Genomic DNA, 19366 nt, shown 5'->3' with positions numbered 1-19366 from the left:
TCTGATACAGGAACAACGTCCTATGTGTGGAATCAACTAGTATATGCACAGCTAACTAAGGAGGGAAATTTTATGGAAATTATGAACGACCCGGGTACGTTACTATTAATTTTACTGCCTTTATTATTACTGCAACTGATCCTCCTCGTCGTCGCCATGATCGATTTATTCAAGCGGCCTGAAACGAACGGACCGAAATGGGTGTGGCTCCTCGTCATCGTCTTTATCAACATCCTCGGTCCGATCGTCTATTTCCTCTGGGGACGGACAAAACAGTGAACGCGAGCCATCTCACAAAACGATTCGGCACGTTCACCGCGCTCGATGACGTCAGCTTCTCGCTGCGCCCGGGCTGCACGTCGCTCCTCGGCGAGAACGGGGCCGGCAAGACGACGCTTCTGAACATGATCGCCCGTGTGACGACGCCGACGTCCGGACAGATCGAGGGTCACGACACGATCCGGGTCGGTTATTTACCGCAACGGCCGGCGCTTTACCCTTCCCTCACACCGGTCGAGACGATTAAATATGCGGCCGACTTGACGGGCACGACCGGCGTCGACGCCTTGAACCTCTTAAAACGCGTCGGCTTAGAACCGGTCGACCGCCCGGCGGCGCACTTGTCAGGCGGGATGCGGCAACGGCTCGGCATCGCCCAAGCGCTCGTCCATGACCCGGAACTATTGTTGCTCGATGAACCGGTGTCGGCGCTCGACCCGCGCGGCCGCCGGGAAGTGCTCGATCTCTTGAGTGACTTGAAGCGTGAGCGGATGATTCTCTATTCGACGCACGTGCTCCCTGACGCCGAGGAGGCGAGCGACTGGGTGCTCCTGCTTCGGCAAGGACGCCTGCTCATGGAAGGCACCGTCACCGATTTGCTCGGGGCCAAATCATCCATCCAACTTCGCCTGTTCGATGACACGACGACAGAAGACGATTGGAGCGCGCTCGCGGGTGTCGTCCGTGTCTCGCGTACGGGGACGACATGGACGTTCGAGACGTCCGATAAAACGATGTCCGAGCGGGCGATTCTGCAACGCGTCCTCGCCCAAGGACTGATGATCCAATCGTTCCACGTCGGTCATCCGTCGCTCGAATCACTGTTTTTGGAGGTGAACGCTTAATGCGGACAGCCATCTTTAAACAAGAATGGAAAGAATCGTGGCGCAATAAACGGCTCGTTTGGGTGCCGGTCGCTCTGATGTTGCTCGCGGCGATGCAGCCGCTCACGCTCTACTTCTTACCAGACATTTTAGCGTCAGGCGGCAACTTGCCGGACGGGACCGTCATCGAGATCCCGACGCCGACACCGGCCGAAGTACTCTTATCGGTCAGTGAGCAGCTGCGACAGATCGGCCTGCTCGTCGTCCTGCTGTCGGCGATGCATACGTTCAGCCAAGAACGTACACTCGGTACGCTCGCTTGGCTCAAGTCGCTCAACATTCCGGCTTCTCGCATCGTCATGAGTAAATGGGCACACTACACGTTACTTTCCGCTGTTTCCATCTTGCTCGCCCAAGGCACAGCCGCCTATTATACGGTCATCTTGTTCGACTCGTTCGATGTGACGGACTTTGTCATTTCTACGGGTCTATTGATCGTCCATTTCGTCGTGCAGCTGTCGATCTTCTTCTTATTCGCCGCGCTGCTCGAGAGCGGACTCGTCGCCCTCGTCATCACACTCGGTGTCCACTTCGTCTTATCGCTCCTGCTCAGTTGGATCGATTGGGACTGGTTGCCTTGGAACCTTGGCGGATTGTCGGGTCAAGCGTTGATCGAAGATATCAGTGTCACGTGGCCGCTCGTCACTAGCATTGTCTTGATCGGGCTGGCGTTGGTTATCGCATCCAAGCGTTTATTATTTTTGAGTCGTTCCTCTTGACCCTTGATTGGCATTTTCGCCGTCCATTGATTCATGAGCCACCGAGAAATCGGTGGCTTTTTTAGGTATAACGAATCAAATCAAGAAATCTAATTTCCTATTTATGATAGATTTTATTGAATTATAAATGCAAAATGCTACACTCTGAGTAATCTTTAAAGCGCTTACATTTCCTAAAGGAGGAACTCTTATGAAGAAATGGATTGGTGGCCTCGCTGCCCTAACGCTCGTGACCTCATCCGTCGTCTTGCTCGACGCCGATGCCAAGTCGACACCGAAGAAACCGAAAGTTGAACTCGGGGTCGACCGGTTGATGGACGACCCGGAACTGCTCGCAGGTAAACGCGTCGGGCTGATCACGAACCCGACCGGTGTCGATGCCACGATGACGAGCATCGTCGACTTGTTTCACAACGCGGACGACTTTGAACTGACGGCACTGTACGGACCGGAGCACGGCGTCCGCGGTGATGCGCAGGCCGGCTCGACGATCAGCTCGTATATCGACGACGTGACCGGTCTTCCGGTGTATAGCTTGTACGGGGCGACGAAAAAACCGACGCCTGAGATGCTCAAAGACGTCGACGTGCTCGTCTTCGATATCCAAGACGTCGGCACCCGTTACTACACGTACATCTATACGATGGCGTACGCGATGGAAGCTGCGGCCGAGAATGACATCCCGTTCGTCGTCCTCGACCGGCCGAATCCGCAAGGTGGCCTCCGTGTCGAAGGACCGGTGCTCGATCCGGCCTATTCAAGCTTCATCGGCCTGTACCCGATCCCGCTCAAACATGGCATGACCGTCGGTGAACTCGCACGTCTGTTCAACCGTGAATACCAACTTCAAGCCGACCTCGAAGTCGTCAAGATGAAAGGCTGGAAACGCTCGATGCTGTACGAAGATACAGGCCTCCCGTTCGTCATGCCGTCACCGAACATGCCGACGACCGACACGGTCAACGTCTATCCGGCGACTGGACTGTTCGAAGGAACGAACCTGTCCGAAGGGCGCGGCACGACGAAACCGTTCGAATTGATCGGCGCCCCGTACATCAACGCGCACGAGTACGCCAAGACGCTGAACGCGCTCGACCTTTCAGGTGTCACGTTCCGCGCCGCCTCGTTCACACCAACGTTCTCGAAGAATGCGGGCAAGCTATCGCACGGCGTCGAGGTCTACGTCACCGAACCGACGAAGTTCGAAGCGGTCAAGACCGGCATCGTCATGTTGAAAGTGGCGCACGACTTGTACCCGGACGACTTCGAGTTCCTCGCGAACGACTTCATCACGAAGCTGACCGGAAACGCCTACGTGAAGGACATGATCCTCGACGGAGAGTCGCTTGAGGCGATCATGGATAAAGTCGACGCCGAGCGCGACGCGTTCTTACCGATTCGTAAAGATTATCTTCTGTATGAATGAAACGAAGGCAGGCTCTTTTGAGTCTGCCCTTATTTGTAATCGAATGGTAATACCCACTATTGCCCTATTCAATATATTATATGGTTATATTATCGAAAAAGGAGACTTCCCTCTTGAAAAAACCAACTACCATCCTCGTATCAAGCGCACTCGCCGCGGCGCTCACGTTCACCCCGTCGACGGCTTCACTCCCGCTCGAACAGGCCACCGTCCAAGCGGCGTATACAGAAACAGCAATCAACACGAAAGGTTCGGTCACGGGCATCAGCCAGCTCCCGGTCCGCAAAACCCCGTCGCTTTCAGCAGCACGACTCGGTACGATCAAGCGTTACGGCACGATGACCGTCCGGACGTCGTTCACCGTCGGCGGATCAACGTGGTACAAGATCAAATGGGGGGCTGGCGTCGCCTACGTCCCGGCCGCTTACGTCAAACTGTCGACGGCGGAAGTCGCGTTCAAAAAAACGGCTTACGTCGCCCCGTCGAGCGTCTATTTGAAATCACGGCCGCTCACGACGTCTTCGAACGTCGCTTTTCTCCGCCAAGGTGTAAAGCTCGAGACGAGCTCGTACCGTTATACCGGCTCGACACGTTGGTACAAGGCGACGAGTGGGACGAAGACCGGTTACATCATGGCGAAACACGTCACGTTCACCGCTCCTGCGAGCGGCGTCTTGAGCGAGACGAACAAAGAGCGCCAAGCGGCTGGCCTGACAACGCTCGCCGCCTCGAGCGAAGCGAACCGCGTCGCCCAAGTCCGGGCCGATGAGATGGCACGGACCGGTCAATTCTCGCACCAACTCCGTGAGAACGGCAGCCCGGGTGACACGCTCGACGCCTACAACGTCAACTATCGTGGCTGGGGCGAGAATATTTATATGGGGTCGAGCGACCCTGGCCAAGCGGTCGACGCTTGGATGAACTCGAGCGGGCACCGCGCCAACATCTTGAACGGCCGCTTCACGCATCTCGGGGTCGGCACAGCGAAAAACGCCCAAGGATCGACGATTCATGTCCAAGTGTTTTTGACGAAATGAAAAATGGAGGATCGCCCCATGGCGGTCCTCCATTTTGATTAGCGGCGCTCGTCTTTCAAGCTTTCGAGATCTTGCTGGGCTTGGCCCGTCTTCTCTTTTGCCGTACCTTTGACTTGATCCTTTTGACCTTCACGTTTGAGCGACTGATTGTCCGACGATTTGCCGACTGCTTCTTTCGCTTTTCCGGCCGCTTTATCGATGAACCCGTCGACTTTTTTGTTTAGTCCGTCTTTCATATGGATCTCCTCCTCGTGGTATCGTGTCTAAACAATGTACCACTCTGAAGAAAACTCAAACATAGTGCTCTTTGACGAGCACACGAAACCGCGGCCGGACGGTCAGCTCGATCGTCGTCACGGTCCGGGTCCGGTCCTCGGTCATGACGATTAAAAGCTCCCCATGGTCGCGCCGGTCTTCGAGCACTTCGACTTTGCTGACGGTGCGGAGCAGTTGATAGTAGAGCAGTTCGCCCGTCTCGCCTTTGACGTTCACCTCGAACTCGTGGTAGCTCGGGGAGACTTTAAAATAGAACGACTCTTTCCCGTTCGTGAAGCGGAACACTGACTCGTCATAATAAAACGGGAGCGTCGCATCCATCCGCTTCGGCTCGACCGTGCAAAATAACGCCCACGCCATCTCGTCAGGAAATTTTTCACCCGCTTCTCCTTTGTTGAACTGCCACCCTTTCATACTCAATCCCTACTTCCCTCTTTTTATAATTGTCTGAATAATCGGACTATAATAAATTGATTCGCCAACACGTTCAAAATCCCTGCAAACGGGAACAAATCTCTGTATGCTCTTTTTCTGTCCGTCCATCTGAAAGGGGTTGCGTCCACGTGTCCATCATCGCACTCGACCATGTCACGAAGCGTTTCGGGGAGACGATCGCCTTGAACGACTTCTCGCTCCACGTCGAAGCAGGCGAACTGTTCGGTCTGCTCGGTCCGAACGGGGCCGGCAAGACGACCGCCATCTCCGTCATGCTCAACCTATATCCTGCCGACAGTGGTACGATCCGTATCTTTGACCGCGTCATGCCGAAAGACGAACAGGCGATCAAGCAACGCGTCGGCATCGTCCCGCAGCACGTTTCCGTCTATGACCAGCTGACCGTGTTCGAAAACATCCAATTTTTCGCCGAACTTTATGGCTTCAAGCCGGCCGAGGCGAAACAAAAGACCGAGGCCGCCCTCGACTTCGTCGAGCTGACCGCTCACCAAAAGAAACGTCCGCCGGAACTGTCCGGAGGGCTGCTGCGTCGTTTAAATATCGCCTGCGGCATCGTCCATGAACCGGAGCTCATCTTTATGGACGAACCGACCGTCGCCATCGACCCGCAGTCGCGGAACACGATCCTCGAGAACATCCGTGAGTTGAACCGGCGTGGGGCGACGATCATCTATACGTCCCATTACATGGAGGAAGTCGAGATGCTGTGCGACCGCGTCGCCATCGTCGACGAAGGGAAGATCATCGCCGAAGGGACGCAAGACGAGTTGAAAGACCAAGTCATGACGCTCGAGACGGCCCGCATCAAAGTTGATGCCTTGACGCCAGGGCTCATCGAACGGCTCGGCGCACTCAGTCAAGTAAAGAAAGTCGAATATCATGAGCCGTACATCGAGGTGTCGCTCGAGAAAGACACGCCGCTCGCCCCGCTCCTCGACGTGCTCCACGACGCGAAGGTCCGGTTCACGTCGATCACTGTCGACCGCCCGTCCTTGAATACCGTCTTCCTGGCCTTGACCGGCAAGACGCTAAGGGAGTGACGGTCATGAAGACGTGGACGTTCATCAAATACGATGTCAAACAACAACTGCGCGACCGCTCGACCTTGTTTTGGATGTTGCTGTTCCCGATCATCCTCATTTTCGGGCTCGGCACGATGCTGTCTGCCATTTTCAGTAACGACTTCTCACTCCCGGTCACAGACGTCGCTTATGTCGAGCAGTCGACCGACGACTATCGCGTCCCGCTCGAGACGTTCCTCGCCGACGATGACATCAAGGCGTTCGTCAACCTCGTCCCGTACGACAGCGTCGCCGCTGCCGAACGTGGCGTCAACGACGGCGATGCCGACGTCATCTTGCACCTCGACGGGTCAAACGTGCGTCTCTTGTATGAAGAACCGACGACGATCGAGTTCGATGTGCTCGAGGCGGTCATCCGGCAATATACCGACGTCGCCAATCAACAGATCATGCTCGCCGAGTCAGGCGTCGCCGTCCCGTTCGAGCCGGAGACGTTCATCGACAGCGAGAGCGTCGACTTGTCGGGCCGCACCCCGACCTCGCTCGAATACTTCACGGTCACGATTTCGATCATGACCGCCTTGTTCGGCGCCTTCTATATCACGGGCATGCTCAGTGAGGAACAGCCGATGAAAGGCAGCTATCTCCGGATCCAGGCCGCTCCGGTCAAGACAATCGACTACCGGCTCGCCCGCACGGTCAGCCGTTACGTGCTCATCTTCCTACAGCTCGTGCTCGTCTTTTGGTTCAGTCACTTCGTCTACCGAAGCTTCTCGCTCGACTACGTCCACTTCGGACTGTTGTTTCTCGCCTGGGTCGCACTCGCCCTTTACGGCACCACGTTCGGATTTATAATCGCCAGTCTGCCTCGCGTCACGCGCGGCACGAAAGACGCGATCGTCAACGGTAGCGTCGCCATCATCATGATCCTCTCCGGGGGCTACGTGCCTGGATTCGACCAAGTGACGCTGAGCGTCGCACCGTGGGCGAAATACGTGTTCATGCCGATCTTTATGCGCGACGGCATCCTCCAAGTGCTGCTCCGGGGCGGGGACGTCACCTTGTTTTGGCAAGGTCTCGGTTGGCTCGCCTTGCACGTCGCCGTCTTCACCGTGATCAGCCTGCTGTTGTGGAAAGGAGTGAGCCGCCGTGGTCTTGTTTAGACATGTCGCTAAACGGATGCTCCGAAGAAAAGGGTTATGGGTGTTCACGTTCGTATCCGTCTTCGGATTCGCCCTCGTCCTGTCGTTCCTCAACTCGACGTCTGCTTTGAACGTCTCGATCGGTATTCTCGACCGTGACGGCGGCTCGTTGTCGGGCCGGGTCATCGAAGAGGCGGGCCGGTTCGGTTCGGTGACACCGCTTGAGACGGACGAGGCCGACGAGGCGCTGCTCGAAGGACAAGATATCGTCTTAACGATCCCGGACGGTTTTACGGAAGACTTGTTCGCCGGCGACATTCCGCGGCTCTCGTTCAGCGCGACCGAAGGGAGTGACGCCGCCTTGATCGAACAGGCGCTCAACTCCCACCTTTCCCGCGAGCGGCAACTGCTCGCGGCGAGTGAGTTTGACGAAGGGCGCTTCCTCGAGTTGGCGGAAGCGGAGACAATGAACGGTTACACGCTCTCGAGCGAGCCGTTCCAAGAAAGTGTCGGCACGACCGCGCGGACACAGGCGTTCCTCGGGCTGTTGTCGTTCGTCATGATGTCGGCGTTCCTCCAGTTCATTCCGCTTTTTGTCGCCGACGACCGGGATGAATTGATCTACTCGCGCTTGTTCGCGGCACCGGTCACGCCGCGCCGCTACGTCGGGTCGCTGTTTTTATCATTTTGCGCCGTCGGGCTCATCTACGTGCTCATGCTGCTCGTCTTTAGCGCCGTCCTCTATCGGCAAGACATCATCGCTCACCTCCCCGTGCTCACGTTGTTGTTCACCGTCTATTTGTTCGTCTGTCTCGCGATCGGTTCACTCATCGCGGTCCTCGCGACGAATCGGGACAAGGCGAACATTTGGCAGACGTCGGTCACGATGGCCGCCGCCATCACCGGGGGCGCCTTTATCAGCCTGACGTGGCTCCCGGAGTCGCTCCAGCTCGTCGGACGCTTCTTGCCGACCTATTGGTTCAACAGCGGGGTCGCCGACATGTATGACGATCGGTTCCCGACGCTGTCTGTCCTCGTCATGGTCGGTATGGCGCTCGTCGTGTTCGCGGCGACCGTCTTCGCGTTGAAAAAACGACCGCTCACATGACACAAAAAAGGCGAGACACTCATCAGAGCGTCTCGCCTGTTAGCGTTGTAACGTCGGAACAATCTTTTGGAAGAACACCTCGACGAGCACAGGGTCGAACTGACGACCTGCCTCTTGTTCGATGACGGCGAGCGCCTCGGCGAGCGTCTTCGCTTGGCGGTACGGTCGGCCCGTCATCATGACGTCGAACGTGTCGGCGAGCGCGATGATCCGGGAGGCGAGCGGAATATCAAACCCGCTGATGCCGTTTGGATAACCGTTCCCGTCCCAACGCTCATGGTGCGACAGCACGATCTCTGACAGCGTCCCGTACTCAGGGACAGTGCTCAAAATATTGTAACTCACCTCGGGATGTCGTTTGATCTCGCGCCACTCGGCTTCGGTCAAAGCACCCGATTTGTCGAGAATCTCATTACTGATCGCGACCTTGCCGATATCGTGCAAGATGGCGGCCGTCTTCAACTCGTTCACGTCACTGCTCGTCAAGTTCATCGCCTCGCCAAGCTGACCTGATAGCTCGGCGACACGCTGCGAGTGCGCCTCTTCGCGCGGGATTTTCTCATACAGCGTCCGCATGATCAATTGAATCGAAGAGTGGCGGCGGCTCTGCTTCTCGGACACTTTATGATGGTACATCTGGTCTTCAGCCAAATTGAACACGTCCATGATCGACAGTGCGCCGTCGGTTTTGACCGCTTCTCCGAACGATGCCGAGATCGGCAACCCTTCAATCGATTTTTCAAGGAATAAACGGCTCAATCGATTGGACAACTGCCGCGCGTCAGACAACGGCGTATTCGGCAAGATGATCACGAATTCGTCACCGCCGATCCGGGCGACCGTATCGACACCGCTGATTTCACGCTTCAAAATATTCGTCGCTTCGATCAAGAGGCGGTCTCCGACCAAGTGGCCGAACGCGTCGTTCGTCAGTTTCAGGCCGTTGATGTCGACGACGATAAGGGCGAGCGGGTAATAGCCCGGCTCGTCGAACGTGACGAGCGCCTCGTCGAAGTAGCGGCGGTTCTTCACCCCGGTCAACTGGTCGTGATAGCTCAAATACTCGATTTCCATCTCGTACGTCTTCTTCTCGGTCACATCCCCGATGTAGCCGTGCCAGAGCACGTGCCCCTCGGCGAGCTTCTCGGGACGGGATGACCCGAGGATCCACTTCGTCCGCCCGTCCGGTCGATGAAAGCGGAATTCGGCATCCCATATCGTTAAATTGCGATAGGACTCTTCAATGTTCGCCATCACTTGCGGATAATCGTCTGTGTGCATCTTTTTGAACACGAGATCCGCGTCTCGTTTCACTTCATCGACCGGGATCCCGGTCAACACTTCAAAGCCATGGCTAATAAATGGGAAATGGAACGACCCGTCCGGCCGGAGCTCGAACTGATAGATGGCGCCCGGGACTTGGTCGGACAACTTCGTCAGCAGACGGTCGCGCTCGGCGAGTTCTTCTTCGAGCTGGACGCGTTCGGTCACGTCCTTGGCGACGGCGTAGATGTAGTTGCCTTGGACTTTGCAATGCCATTCGATCGAGCGGTAATCCCCATCGATCGTCCGGTAACGGTTGACGAACCGAAACAGTTCACGCGCCGTATCGAGCTCACTAAAGGACGCTTTCGTCTTCGCCTGATCGTCAGGATGGATGAGCCCGATGAAGTCCATGTTCTCGAGTGACTCGATCGAGAAGCCAAGCACACGCTCCCACGCTTTGTTCAAATGCAGTACGTCTCGCGTCGCGAGTGACATGATGCACTCGAGGTCGACGGTGGCGAACCCTTCAAACATCGAATCTTTCGCCTCGCCGACTTGACGGTCGACTTTCGTCATCTGTTCGAGGATATGAACGATGTACAGCTCGACGAGACCGAGACGGTCGGCCCGCTTCTTCCCTTGCATGACGATCGTCAAGTCACCGTAAAAGACGCCGTCTTTTTCAATCTTGAACAAGATGACTTGCCCGAGGTCGAAGATGCGTAAAATGTTTTTGACGAGCCGCTTCGGCAATACCCCGTCCATGAGTGGTTCGATTTCGTCCAAGATGATCGGACTCGGTAACTCCAACAGCTCGATGCGTTTTCGGCTCATCGGCCATTTCTTGCCGACCGGGTGGAAGCCGAGGACATCCAAGCTGCGTTCGAGCAGCTCGTCAATCCCAGAGATCGCGACCGTCGAGTACGTTTGTCCATCGTCATTCATCAAGTTGAGCGTCACCGCTTTCGCACCGGTGAAGTCACGGATCTGGTCGAGGAAATGTTGGTTCATTAACAGTTCCCGGCCCGTGGCGACGAAGCGATGCGACACGTTGACGAGTTGTTTCAAGGCGTTGTTCTCTTGGACGTGCGGGGTGATGTCATGGAACAAGGTCGAGACGTAACCTGGTCGTTCGCTGAAGACGGACAGTTCATACCACGCTTTGTTCCGGCGCGAGAAATGTTCGAACTTAATCGTCTCGCCGTTGTTCACCGCCCGCGCGACTTGAACGATCCATTCGCGCTCGCTGTATTCGAAGTCTTTCAACTGCTCGGTGATGCGTCCGCCGAGAAACTGTTTGCGCTTCGCCTTCATCATTTTTTCGAACGCTTCGTTCACTTCGACAAACTCATAATCGACCGGCTCCCCGGCACCGTCGAAGATGACTTTGAATTCGACGTAGCCTTGGGGCATATGGCGCAACAAGGATCTGTATGGGGTGCTGTCTCGTTCTGTCACGTCATTTCCTCCTACGCTGTTTTCTACATTTTAGTTTACCTCATTTTCGATAAATTCCCTATATTTTCCGAATCGATTCCTACCGATGTGCAAAGGTTAAGTTTTTGTAAATGCCGCCTCACGGGTTGCACGGTTCGCTCCCCGTTGTTAATATGATTACGAAAACCGATATCGAAAACCGATTTCAAGGAGATGAAGCAAGTGGAAGACCGCGTCCTTCGTAAGCTGTTTCTTGGTTTTATTCATATCCATATCTTGCACCATGCGTCCGAACACCCGGTTTATGGGGCGTGGATGGTCGAAGAGCTGCGCGAGCACGGTTACTCGATCAGTGCCGGGACGCTCTATCCGATCCTGCACGGCATGGAACAAGACGGCCTGCTCACTCGGACGAACGAGTTGGTCGACGGTCATATCCGCAAGAACTATACGACGACCGAAAAAGGGCTCGTCGTCTTGGCCGAAGCCCGGCAAAAAGCGCACGAACTATTCAAAGAGATCAAGGAGTGAAACCAATGGCCAATCAACGTGTGACGTTCAAGACGTTACTGGAGATTTTATTCGTATCGACCCGGCTCGGCTTGACGTCGTTCGGCGGACCGGTCGCCCACCTCGGCTACTTCCATGAGGAATACGTAAGGCGCCGGAAATGGATGGACGAGCGAACGTATGCCGACCTCGTCGCCCTCTGTCAGTTCTTACCTGGCCCTGCGAGCAGTCAAGTCGGGATCGGCATCGGCATCGTCCGTGGCGGTATCCTCGGCGGCATAACCTCGTTCATCGGGTTCACGGCACCGTCCGTCATCGCCCTCATCTTGTTCGCCCTTTTGGTCTCAGGACTCGACGTCTCCGACGCGGGCTGGCTGTATGGCTTAAAAATCGTCGCCGTCGCCATCGTCGCCCACGCCATTCTCGGGATGGCCGGCAAGCTGACGCCGGACGCAAAGACGCGGACGATCGCCTTCTTCGCGCTCGCCGGTGTGCTCCTCTGGCAGACGACGTATAGCCAAGTGCTCGTCATCGGCTTGGCCGCGCTCGCCGGATTCTTGTTGTTCAAACCGCAACATCTCGACGTCAAGTCGGCCTCGTTCCCGCTCTCGAAACGGCTCGGGGCGACGCTGCTCGGTCTGTTCGGAGCCTTACTCGTCATCTTGCCGCTCTTGCGTGAGACGATTGAAAGCCAGTCGCTCGCCTTGTTCGACAGCTTTTACCGGTCTGGTGCCCTCGTCTTCGGCGGTGGTCACGTCGTCTTGCCGCTCCTCGAGCGCGAGCTCGTCCCGGCCGGATTCTTGAGCGAAGAGGCGTTCCTCGCCGGCTACGGGGCGGCCCAAGCCGTACCGGGTCCGCTGTTCACGTTCGCGTCGTACCTCGGGACCGTCATCAACGGTGTCCCGGGCGGACTGCTCGCGACGTTCGCCATCTTCTTGCCGGCGTTCCTGCTCATCCTCGGGGCGTTACCGTTTTGGGACGCACTCCGGCGCAACCCGAAAGTGGCCGGTGCGTTGATTGGTGTCAATGCGGCCGTCGTCGGGATTTTGATCGCCGCATTCTATCAGCCGATCTTCACGAGCACGGTGAATGGCGCCGTCGACTTCGTCTTCGCCGCCCTCTTGTTCGTCATGATCGCCTATTGGAAACTGCCGCCTTGGGCACTCGTCATCGCTGGCGTCGTCGGTGGAACGATTATCGGAATGTTGTAACGTGACTAGGGACTTCGTGTCCCTTTTTTGTTCCCTGTTATCCTCCACTTCGTAAGCTAAAATGTTAATCATTTGAAACTTTTTCAAGTCTAGCGCTCGCTATACTGGAGTATGGATCCCTTTACAAAAGAGGGAAACGTTCCGCTTGGACTTGAGAAAGGAAGTGGGGTCATGCAGCCCTTACACCATAAAGCAACGTATATGCCAGGTCTCGACGGCCTGCGCACGTTCGCCGTTTTTGCAGTCATACTCTTTCATTTGAACGCACCATACATACCCGGCGGCTTCCTCGGCGTCGACTTATTCTTCGTCCTGTCCGGTTATTTGATCACCGGCATCTTGCTTCGGGAGCAAGCTAAACACGGACAGATCAATTTGAAACGATTCTATATCGCCCGGTTCCGGCGCCTGTTGCCGGCGCTCGTCTTCATGCTATCGGTCGTCATGGCGTACGTCACGTTGTTCGAGCGCGGACTGCTTGATACGGTGCGCCAAGATACGCTCGCCGCGCTCGCCTACGTGAACAACTGGTGGTATATCTTCCACGACGTCTCGTACTTCGAGAGTTTCGGCAAGCCGTCACCGCTCCAAAACCTGTGGTCGCTCTCGATCGAGGAGCAGTTCTATTTGGTCTGGCCGCTGCTGTTGATCTTTGGGCTGACCGTGAAGAAACGCTTCCTCCAGCTCACCGGCATCGTCTTACTCGCCTCCACCGTTTGGATGGCAATCAGCTTCACACCCGGGACCGATCCGAGCCGTGTCTATTACGGCACCGACACGCGCCTGTTCGCGCTCCTCATCGGGGCGTTGCTCGCGTTCGGTTGGCGTCCGGATGCGTTCAAGCGCGAGATGCCAGCGCTCGGTCTTCGTATTTTGAACGGCGGTGGTGCCGGAGCGCTCATAACGCTCGTCACGGTCATGATGACAGCGAACGCCTATGATGCGTTCCTGTATTATGGAGGTTTCTTGCTCGTCGCCGTGGCGTCAGGTGTGTTGATTGCCGCGACGGCCCATCCGTCGACGCTCTGGTCCCGTCTGTTTGGAAGCGCTTGGCTTCGGTTAATCGGGACACGGACGTACGGCATCTACTTATGGCACTATCCGGTCATCATCTTGACGACCCCGCTTGAGCGGATCAGTTCGTTCAATCCCCTTCTCGCACTCGGTCAAGTCATGCTCACGCTACTCATCGCTGAAGCGTCTTACCGCTACGTCGAGACACCGATTCGCCGCGACGGGTTCCGCCATGTCATCCGCAACCTGATCCCGACTCGCAACATCAAACCGGCTCGACTGTTTGCGATCACAATCGCGACGGTCTTGTCAGTCGTCCTCGTCGGGAATTTGACGATCCTCGCGTTCACGGATAACTCGGACCGGCAACACGATCTCCCGGTCGTCAAAGCACCGAAGCCGAAGCCAAAAGAAGCGACGACCGAACGGCCGGTCGAGTCGTGTCCGCCCGCACTTGCCATCGGCGACTCGGTCTTGCTCGGCTTGAACGAGTATCTCGGTACCGCGTTCCCGAACATGACGATCGACGCCGAAGTCGGTCGCCAAGTCCGTGACGCGCAAGATGTCGCCGCGGGCTATCGTGACTTTGACGCCCCCGGCCACGTCGTCTTCCTCCACCTCGGGACGAACGGAGCTTTCAAGATGGAACAGCTCGACACGTTGATCGGTATGTTTGAATCAGCCGATCACGTGTACGTCATCAATACGCATGTCCCGCGCCCGTGGGAACGTGAAGTGAACGAGTTGCTCAAGCGCGCGAGCGAACTGCACGACTTCGTCACGCTCATCGACTGGCATGAAGCGTCCGCCGATAAAGCCGACTACTTTGAGAGTGACGGTGTCCATTTGAACATCGATGGCGCCGAGGCGTTCGGGAAATTGTTGTCCGAAGAGATCGGCTGTCACGACGAACAAGGACTTAGCAACCGCTAAGTCCTTGTTTTCATGGGCGCCACTTCCAGCGCATATAGTTGATCAATAGCTTGATATAGGCGAGCTGTTCGCGGATGACATACTTCGCTTTCGCCGCAGCCGGCGTCGGGGCATAGAGCGCGTCCGTCTCGAGCCCGAAGTAGAGCCGCCCGACGAGCCGGGTCCGGCGCACATGGAAGTCGTTCGTCACGACCGTCAATCCCGTCTCGCCTGCCCACACGTCGCGGCTGAATAAAAAGTTCTCGTACGTCGATGTCGAGTCGGCTTCGACGTGAATGCGTCCCGGGTCGACGCCACGGTCGATCAATTCCCGGGCAATGACGCGCCCCTCGGCCATCCCTTCGTCCGGACCTTGCCCGCCGGAGGCGATTAGGATGACGTGCGGATGCTGTCGCGCATATGTAGCCGCCACGTCGATTCGGTTTCGGAGCGCCCGTGACGGTGCCGTCCCGTTCACTTTCGCCCCTAAGATGAGGACGTACCGGTACGTACCGTCCGCTTGATGTCGTCGCATAGGGGTCACCTGCCTTGATTTCAAGTATAACATCAACGGCTTCTTCGATTGACTGATACGTTTTTGTTACAGTAGGTAAAGCAAATATATGGTAGAATGAGTATCGGATTAATTTGAATTTGAAGGAGTCGCAACAATGCAAAACTTGAATCCTACGCCTCGGAGCACACGACAGCGGCACGAGACGCGACATATCGTTACAAAACGAGTATTCCATAGTTTGCTAATCATAGGCTTCTTAGCCTTTCTTATAGGCGGCGCCTATGTGACGCTCTCTTCGGAGAAACGCGAAGTCTCTGCCATGGAGAATCGCGAACTCGCCAAAGCGACCGCCGACCTCACGTTCGAGAACGTCATGTCCGGCGCCTATATGAAGAGCGTCGAGACGTATGTCACCGATCACGTCTTTAACCGTGACAGCTGGATCAGCTTACATGCGTTTTTATCGAAAGACTTGTTCCGGCAGACCGTGAAGAATGGGATTTACGTTTCGGCTGACGGGACGATGGAGTCTCCCATGAAAGAGACGATCGACACGAACATGCTCCTCGATGATCTGTCGGCGTTCACGACATCGATGCAGTCGGCTGGCGTCGATGTCTACTTCGGGCTTGCCCCGAACAAAGCTTCGATGGTCGAAGTCGAACCGAACATGCCTGACTACATGGGCAACGAGGCACCAACAATCTTTAAAGAAACGCGTGACAGCTTGGCTACGGTCGAGGGAATGACGGTCATGGATTACCGCAAGCCACTGAACACGGCGGACAAATTGAGTGACGTCTTTTATAAGACCGACTACCACTGGAATATAAACGGCGCTTATCTGGCTTACGTCCAAACGGTGAAGCAGATTGCTGCCAAACATCCCGAAGTAAGTGATCCGCTCAAGCCAGGCGAACTCCGGAAGAAGGCGCACGACCGCCCATACTACGGCTCTTACGCCCGTAGCACAACGCTCCAATACGTCAAGAGCGGTGATACGTTCGAATGGATGGAACCAAAGGCCGGATTCACGCCAAGTTCGATTTGTTACAACCGGGCCGAACCGTGTAACGGTAATTTGATCAACAAAAAACCACTCAAATCGGAAGAGACGTACACGGAGATGTACTCGCTCTTCTTACACCGTAACTGGCCACTTATCACAATGAACCAAGAGACGCCGAAGAATGATACACGGACACTCATCTTGAAAGATTCGTACGCCAATCCGATGCTAACGCTGTTGCCGGAACATTTTGGTCATCTGTCGGTCATCGATATCCGCCATTTCGATGAGTCATCGATTGAAACGTATGTGAAGGATAACGACATCGACGTCGTCTTGTTCATCCACAACGTCAACCTCGGTGAGTTCATCCCGCTCTATCACGACAAGTTGAATGAGTAAAAAGAAAAAGGGTGATGGTCACGACACTTGTCGGAACCATCACCCTTTTTTCAGGTGTGCGACGCCTCTTTTGAATTAGATTGGTCGCGAAAGAAGGTCTTCACCTTCCAGGAATAAATCAACGACAGACGCAAGCTCATTCGCTGCTTCAAGCAAATAGTACTCGTCATATTCCGTCAGTCCGAGTATGACATTCCGGTTAACCGTCCTTTGCTGATCAATCATCGTCAACGTATGGTGATAAAGCGCCAAATCAACCTCATTGAGCGGTTTCGCTCCATCTTCATACACGTCTAAGAATTCATCGAACTCTTGCGTCCATCTAATTAAATCGTCTAAAATATTTTGATTGCCGAAACCATCCATTGCTAAAATCTCAAAGTTACTCCCCAACAAATCCTCATAGTTGCCAAAGTGCTGATAGTATTTGGCGTTGTATGCGTTAAAGTCGTCAGAGTAATGTACAGGCTCATCGACGAGCACTTCTCCTTCGACCACCTCTTCTTCCACATCGACAACCGCTACAGCTTCAGCTTCGGCTTCGGCTTCGGCTTCGGCTTCGGCTTCATTCTGAGCCTGTTGCAACAGTTCGAAATCCCTAATCAAAACGGGATCTGCGGTCACTTTCATCGCGTAATCAAACTCATCACTCGTAGACCCCTCCACAATGACGACATCGTCCGAGTCTGCATATTGCTCCATAACCGATGTCTTCGTTCCACCGCCTACGGCCGACAAGAACTGTTGATTCTTGCTAGGGCTACCGATATCTCTCACCTCGATCGCCAATTCCAAGTACACGTCAGGATCTTTCAAGTGTGCTAGCTCTTCTTCCGTAAGGGGCATGCTGATTCGCGTTTCATGATCGCTAAAGTATTCGAGCACCGCATCAGTTGTCGCGATGGGGGCGTCGCTCGAATCATACAATGTCGCATTCACATCCAAGCCTTCTTCCAGGTTACTCGTGAACCACACGAGCAATCCTTCAATCTCTTCGTTGTAAAATACTCTTGAATCGCTTATATGAATATCCTCTTTTTCAACAGTAGGTCTTGCAGAGGATGATGTGTCACATCCCGATAAATAAAGAATGCTGATCAGTACAAATAGTAGTTTATGTAGGTTTTTCAAAAACTCACTTCCTTTCTTTTGGAATTATACCATTTTAACTATATAAATATAACTTAAAAATGGGAAATGTCTTGTTTTATGGAAATTGAATTATGAATAGCCTGTCAGATAATCTCACCGAACACAAAGAGCGCAACGTATGCCACATACGTTGCGCTCCTGTCGTTTAAAACCGGAAATAGATGAACGGGTTGAAACTGCTCGCGATAATATACGACACGGCGAAGATGAAGATCGTCGCCATAAATCCGAGGCGCATGAAACCGGCCATGTAGTTGACCCATAGTTTCTTGCTCTCCTGTTCAAGACAGAGCACTTTTTCCCCAAACACTTTCGGGAGCGGTGTCGCCGCAATCATCGCAATCAGTAAGATGACCCCGTATTGGACGAAGTAGAACATCGCCTCACTATCCCATACCGCCGCCCCATTCAAGTTGAACATGGCCGCCAAGTACGAGATGGCGTACGGGAAATCATCCGCTCGGAAGAACACCCAACCGATGATGACGACGAACAACGTGAACGCATGGGCGAGCGGTGCCGGGAGTGCTTTGAGCCACGCCCCGAGGAACGCCCGCTCCAGCATGATAAAGATTCCATAGTAGGCACCCCAGGCGATAAATGTCCAACTCGCACCGTGCCAAACCCCGGTCAGAATCCAGACGACGGCGAGGTTACGATAGAGCTTCCACGCACTGCCACGGTTCCCACCAAGCGGGATATAGACATAGTCACGGAACCAACTACCGAGCGAGATGTGCCAGCGGCGCCAAAATTCAGACACCGACTTTGAAATGTACGGATAATTGAAGTTCTCAAGGAAATGAAAACCAAACATCCGTCCTAGCCCGATCGCCATGTCGGAATATCCAGAGAAATCAAAATAAATCTGAAGCGAGTACGCGATAATCCCGATCCAAGCGAGGCCCATCGACATCTCCCCGGCGTCTTGTGAGAAAATTTGGTCGGCCACGTAGCCGGCGTTGTTGGCGAGGAGCATTTTCTTAGCGAGGCCGATGACAAACCGTTGCACCCCGCTCGCAAAGTCGTCCATCGTCTCACGGCGATCATTGATCTCGTCAGCGACCGTCTGATAGCGAACGATCGGCCCGGCAATCAGTTGTGGGAAGAGCGAGATGTAGAGCGCGAGATCGAGCGGGTTGCGCTGGACTTTCCCATCTTTTCGATACACATCGATGACGTAACTCATCGCTTGGAACGTGAAGAACGACACCCCGATCGGTAGAGGGATTTTGGGATCGGTCAGCTCGAGACCCGTGATGGCGTTCACGTTCTCGATAATGAAACTCGTATATTTGAAGACGGATAACAGCAACACGTTTCCAGCGACCATCGCCCCGACGAGCCATTTCGCCTTCTTCTTGTCGTCACGGTTGTTGTCGACGAGCAGACCGAACGCATAGTTCATGACGATCGATGCGAGCATGACCGTCGTATAGATCGGTTCTCCCCACGCATAGAACAATAGACTGGCAATCAGGAGCACCGTGTTCTTCAAAAAACGCGGTGCGACATAATAGAGAATAAGAACAATCGGTAAAAACCAGAATAAAAAAATCGTCGAACTGAAGAGCATGAGTTCCCTCC

At 54.8% G+C, this 19366-nt stretch carries 18 protein-coding genes; 12 read left to right on the top strand and 6 right to left on the bottom strand.

Annotated features, from left to right (window positions below):
* Window positions 1-72: 72 nt before the first annotated feature.
* The 5 genes from EVJ32_RS02975 to EVJ32_RS02955 all read left to right on the top strand — a co-directional run bounded on the left by EVJ32_RS02975 (window position 73) and on the right by EVJ32_RS02955 (window position 4345).
* On the top strand, window positions 73-279 hold the full coding sequence (locus tag EVJ32_RS02975) for a PLD nuclease N-terminal domain-containing protein (RefSeq protein WP_083274089.1): 207 nt from the start codon (window positions 73-75) through the stop codon (window positions 277-279).
* A complete protein-coding gene (locus tag EVJ32_RS02970) occupies window positions 276-1124 on the top strand; it encodes an ABC transporter ATP-binding protein (protein ID WP_131456508.1) in 849 nt (282 codons plus the stop codon). Before EVJ32_RS02975 ends, EVJ32_RS02970 begins: the two co-directional genes overlap by 4 nt.
* Window positions 1124-1882 carry an ABC transporter permease gene (locus tag EVJ32_RS02965; protein ID WP_070328550.1) on the top strand — a complete coding sequence of 253 codons (759 nt, stop codon included), beginning with the start codon at window positions 1124-1126 and terminating at the stop codon, window positions 1880-1882. Before EVJ32_RS02970 ends, EVJ32_RS02965 begins: the two co-directional genes overlap by 1 nt.
* Before the next feature lie 190 nt (window positions 1883-2072).
* Window positions 2073-3308 (top strand): exo-beta-N-acetylmuramidase NamZ family protein, encoded by a 1236-nt coding sequence (locus EVJ32_RS02960; protein WP_131456506.1) that lies wholly within the window; start codon window positions 2073-2075, stop codon window positions 3306-3308.
* A 113-nt stretch (window positions 3309-3421) separates the two neighbouring features.
* Window positions 3422-4345 carry a CAP domain-containing protein gene (locus EVJ32_RS02955; RefSeq protein ID WP_131456504.1) on the top strand — a complete coding sequence of 308 codons (924 nt, stop codon included), beginning with the start codon at window positions 3422-3424 and terminating at the stop codon, window positions 4343-4345.
* Between the two features lie 38 nt (window positions 4346-4383).
* Here the strand turns inward: EVJ32_RS02955 and EVJ32_RS02950 are convergent, their stop codons facing one another.
* Together EVJ32_RS02950 and EVJ32_RS02945 are read right to left on the bottom strand one after the other, a co-directional pair.
* Window positions 4384-4581, bottom strand: a complete 198-nt coding sequence (locus EVJ32_RS02950; RefSeq protein ID WP_070328547.1) for a CsbD family protein — start codon at window positions 4579-4581, stop codon at window positions 4384-4386.
* 55 nt (window positions 4582-4636) lie between these two features.
* A complete protein-coding gene (locus EVJ32_RS02945) occupies window positions 4637-5035 on the bottom strand; it encodes a hypothetical protein (protein ID WP_070328546.1) in 399 nt (132 codons plus the stop codon).
* A 149-nt stretch (window positions 5036-5184) separates the two neighbouring features.
* On the opposite strand from EVJ32_RS02945, the gene EVJ32_RS02940 reads away from it, so the two are divergent.
* The 3 genes from EVJ32_RS02940 to EVJ32_RS02930 are packed head-to-tail and all read left to right on the top strand — an operon-like array spanning window position 5185 to window position 8349.
* On the top strand, window positions 5185-6117 hold the full coding sequence (locus tag EVJ32_RS02940; RefSeq protein ID WP_070328545.1) for an ABC transporter ATP-binding protein: 933 nt from the start codon (window positions 5185-5187) through the stop codon (window positions 6115-6117).
* Window positions 6118-6122: 5 nt separating this feature from the next.
* Window positions 6123-7262 carry an ABC transporter permease gene (locus EVJ32_RS02935; protein ID WP_236634068.1) on the top strand — a complete coding sequence of 380 codons (1140 nt, stop codon included), beginning with the start codon at window positions 6123-6125 and terminating at the stop codon, window positions 7260-7262.
* Window positions 7249-8349: an ABC transporter permease gene (locus EVJ32_RS02930; RefSeq protein WP_131456500.1), complete on the top strand. Its 1101-nt coding sequence runs from the start codon at window positions 7249-7251 to the stop codon at window positions 8347-8349. The genes EVJ32_RS02935 and EVJ32_RS02930 overlap by 14 nt, the downstream gene beginning before the upstream one ends.
* 39 nt (window positions 8350-8388) lie before the next feature.
* Here EVJ32_RS02930 and EVJ32_RS02925 read toward each other — a convergent pair whose 3' ends face one another.
* Window positions 8389-11073, bottom strand: coding sequence for an HD domain-containing phosphohydrolase (locus EVJ32_RS02925; protein ID WP_236639470.1), 2685 nt, complete (start codon window positions 11071-11073; stop codon window positions 8389-8391).
* A gap of 201 nt (window positions 11074-11274) precedes the next feature.
* Here EVJ32_RS02925 and EVJ32_RS02920 point away from each other — a divergent pair, with 201 nt between their 5' ends.
* The 3 genes from EVJ32_RS02920 (at window position 11275) to EVJ32_RS02910 (ending at window position 14720) form a co-directional block, all read left to right on the top strand.
* Window positions 11275-11583: a PadR family transcriptional regulator gene (locus EVJ32_RS02920; RefSeq protein WP_131456498.1), complete on the top strand. Its 309-nt coding sequence runs from the start codon at window positions 11275-11277 to the stop codon at window positions 11581-11583.
* 5 nt (window positions 11584-11588) lie between these two features.
* The gene (chrA, locus tag EVJ32_RS02915) at window positions 11589-12773 is read left to right on the top strand and encodes a chromate efflux transporter (protein ID WP_131456496.1); all 1185 of its coding nucleotides are present in this window, start codon (window positions 11589-11591) and stop codon (window positions 12771-12773) included.
* A gap of 171 nt (window positions 12774-12944) precedes the next feature.
* A complete protein-coding gene (locus EVJ32_RS02910) occupies window positions 12945-14720 on the top strand; it encodes an acyltransferase family protein (protein ID WP_131456494.1) in 1776 nt (591 codons plus the stop codon).
* Window positions 14721-14730: 10 nt separating this feature from the next.
* On the opposite strand, the gene EVJ32_RS02905 is transcribed toward EVJ32_RS02910, so the two are convergent.
* On the bottom strand, window positions 14731-15234 hold the full coding sequence (locus tag EVJ32_RS02905) for a YdcF family protein (RefSeq protein ID WP_131456492.1): 504 nt from the start codon (window positions 15232-15234) through the stop codon (window positions 14731-14733).
* Between the two features lie 301 nt (window positions 15235-15535).
* Between EVJ32_RS02905 and EVJ32_RS02900 the strand changes: the two genes are divergently transcribed.
* Window positions 15536-16627, top strand: coding sequence for a DHHW family protein (locus tag EVJ32_RS02900; RefSeq protein WP_161567607.1), 1092 nt, complete (start codon window positions 15536-15538; stop codon window positions 16625-16627).
* Window positions 16628-16702: 75 nt separating this feature from the next.
* On the opposite strand, the gene EVJ32_RS02895 is transcribed toward EVJ32_RS02900, so the two are convergent.
* Together EVJ32_RS02895 and EVJ32_RS02890 are read right to left on the bottom strand one after the other, a co-directional pair.
* A complete protein-coding gene (locus EVJ32_RS02895) occupies window positions 16703-17758 on the bottom strand; it encodes a hypothetical protein (protein ID WP_131456488.1) in 1056 nt (351 codons plus the stop codon).
* Window positions 17759-17924: 166 nt separating this feature from the next.
* Entirely contained in the window at window positions 17925-19355 is a 1431-nt protein-coding gene (locus EVJ32_RS02890; protein WP_131456486.1) for an MBOAT family O-acyltransferase, read from the bottom strand.
* Window positions 19356-19366: the final 11 nt, after the last annotated feature.

This window comes from Exiguobacterium sp. SH5S4 (genome assembly GCF_004337045.1).
GTDB lineage: Bacteria > Bacillota > Bacilli > Exiguobacteriales > Exiguobacteriaceae > Exiguobacterium > Exiguobacterium aurantiacum_A.
This window is presented reverse-complemented; position numbering and strand designations above follow the sequence as displayed.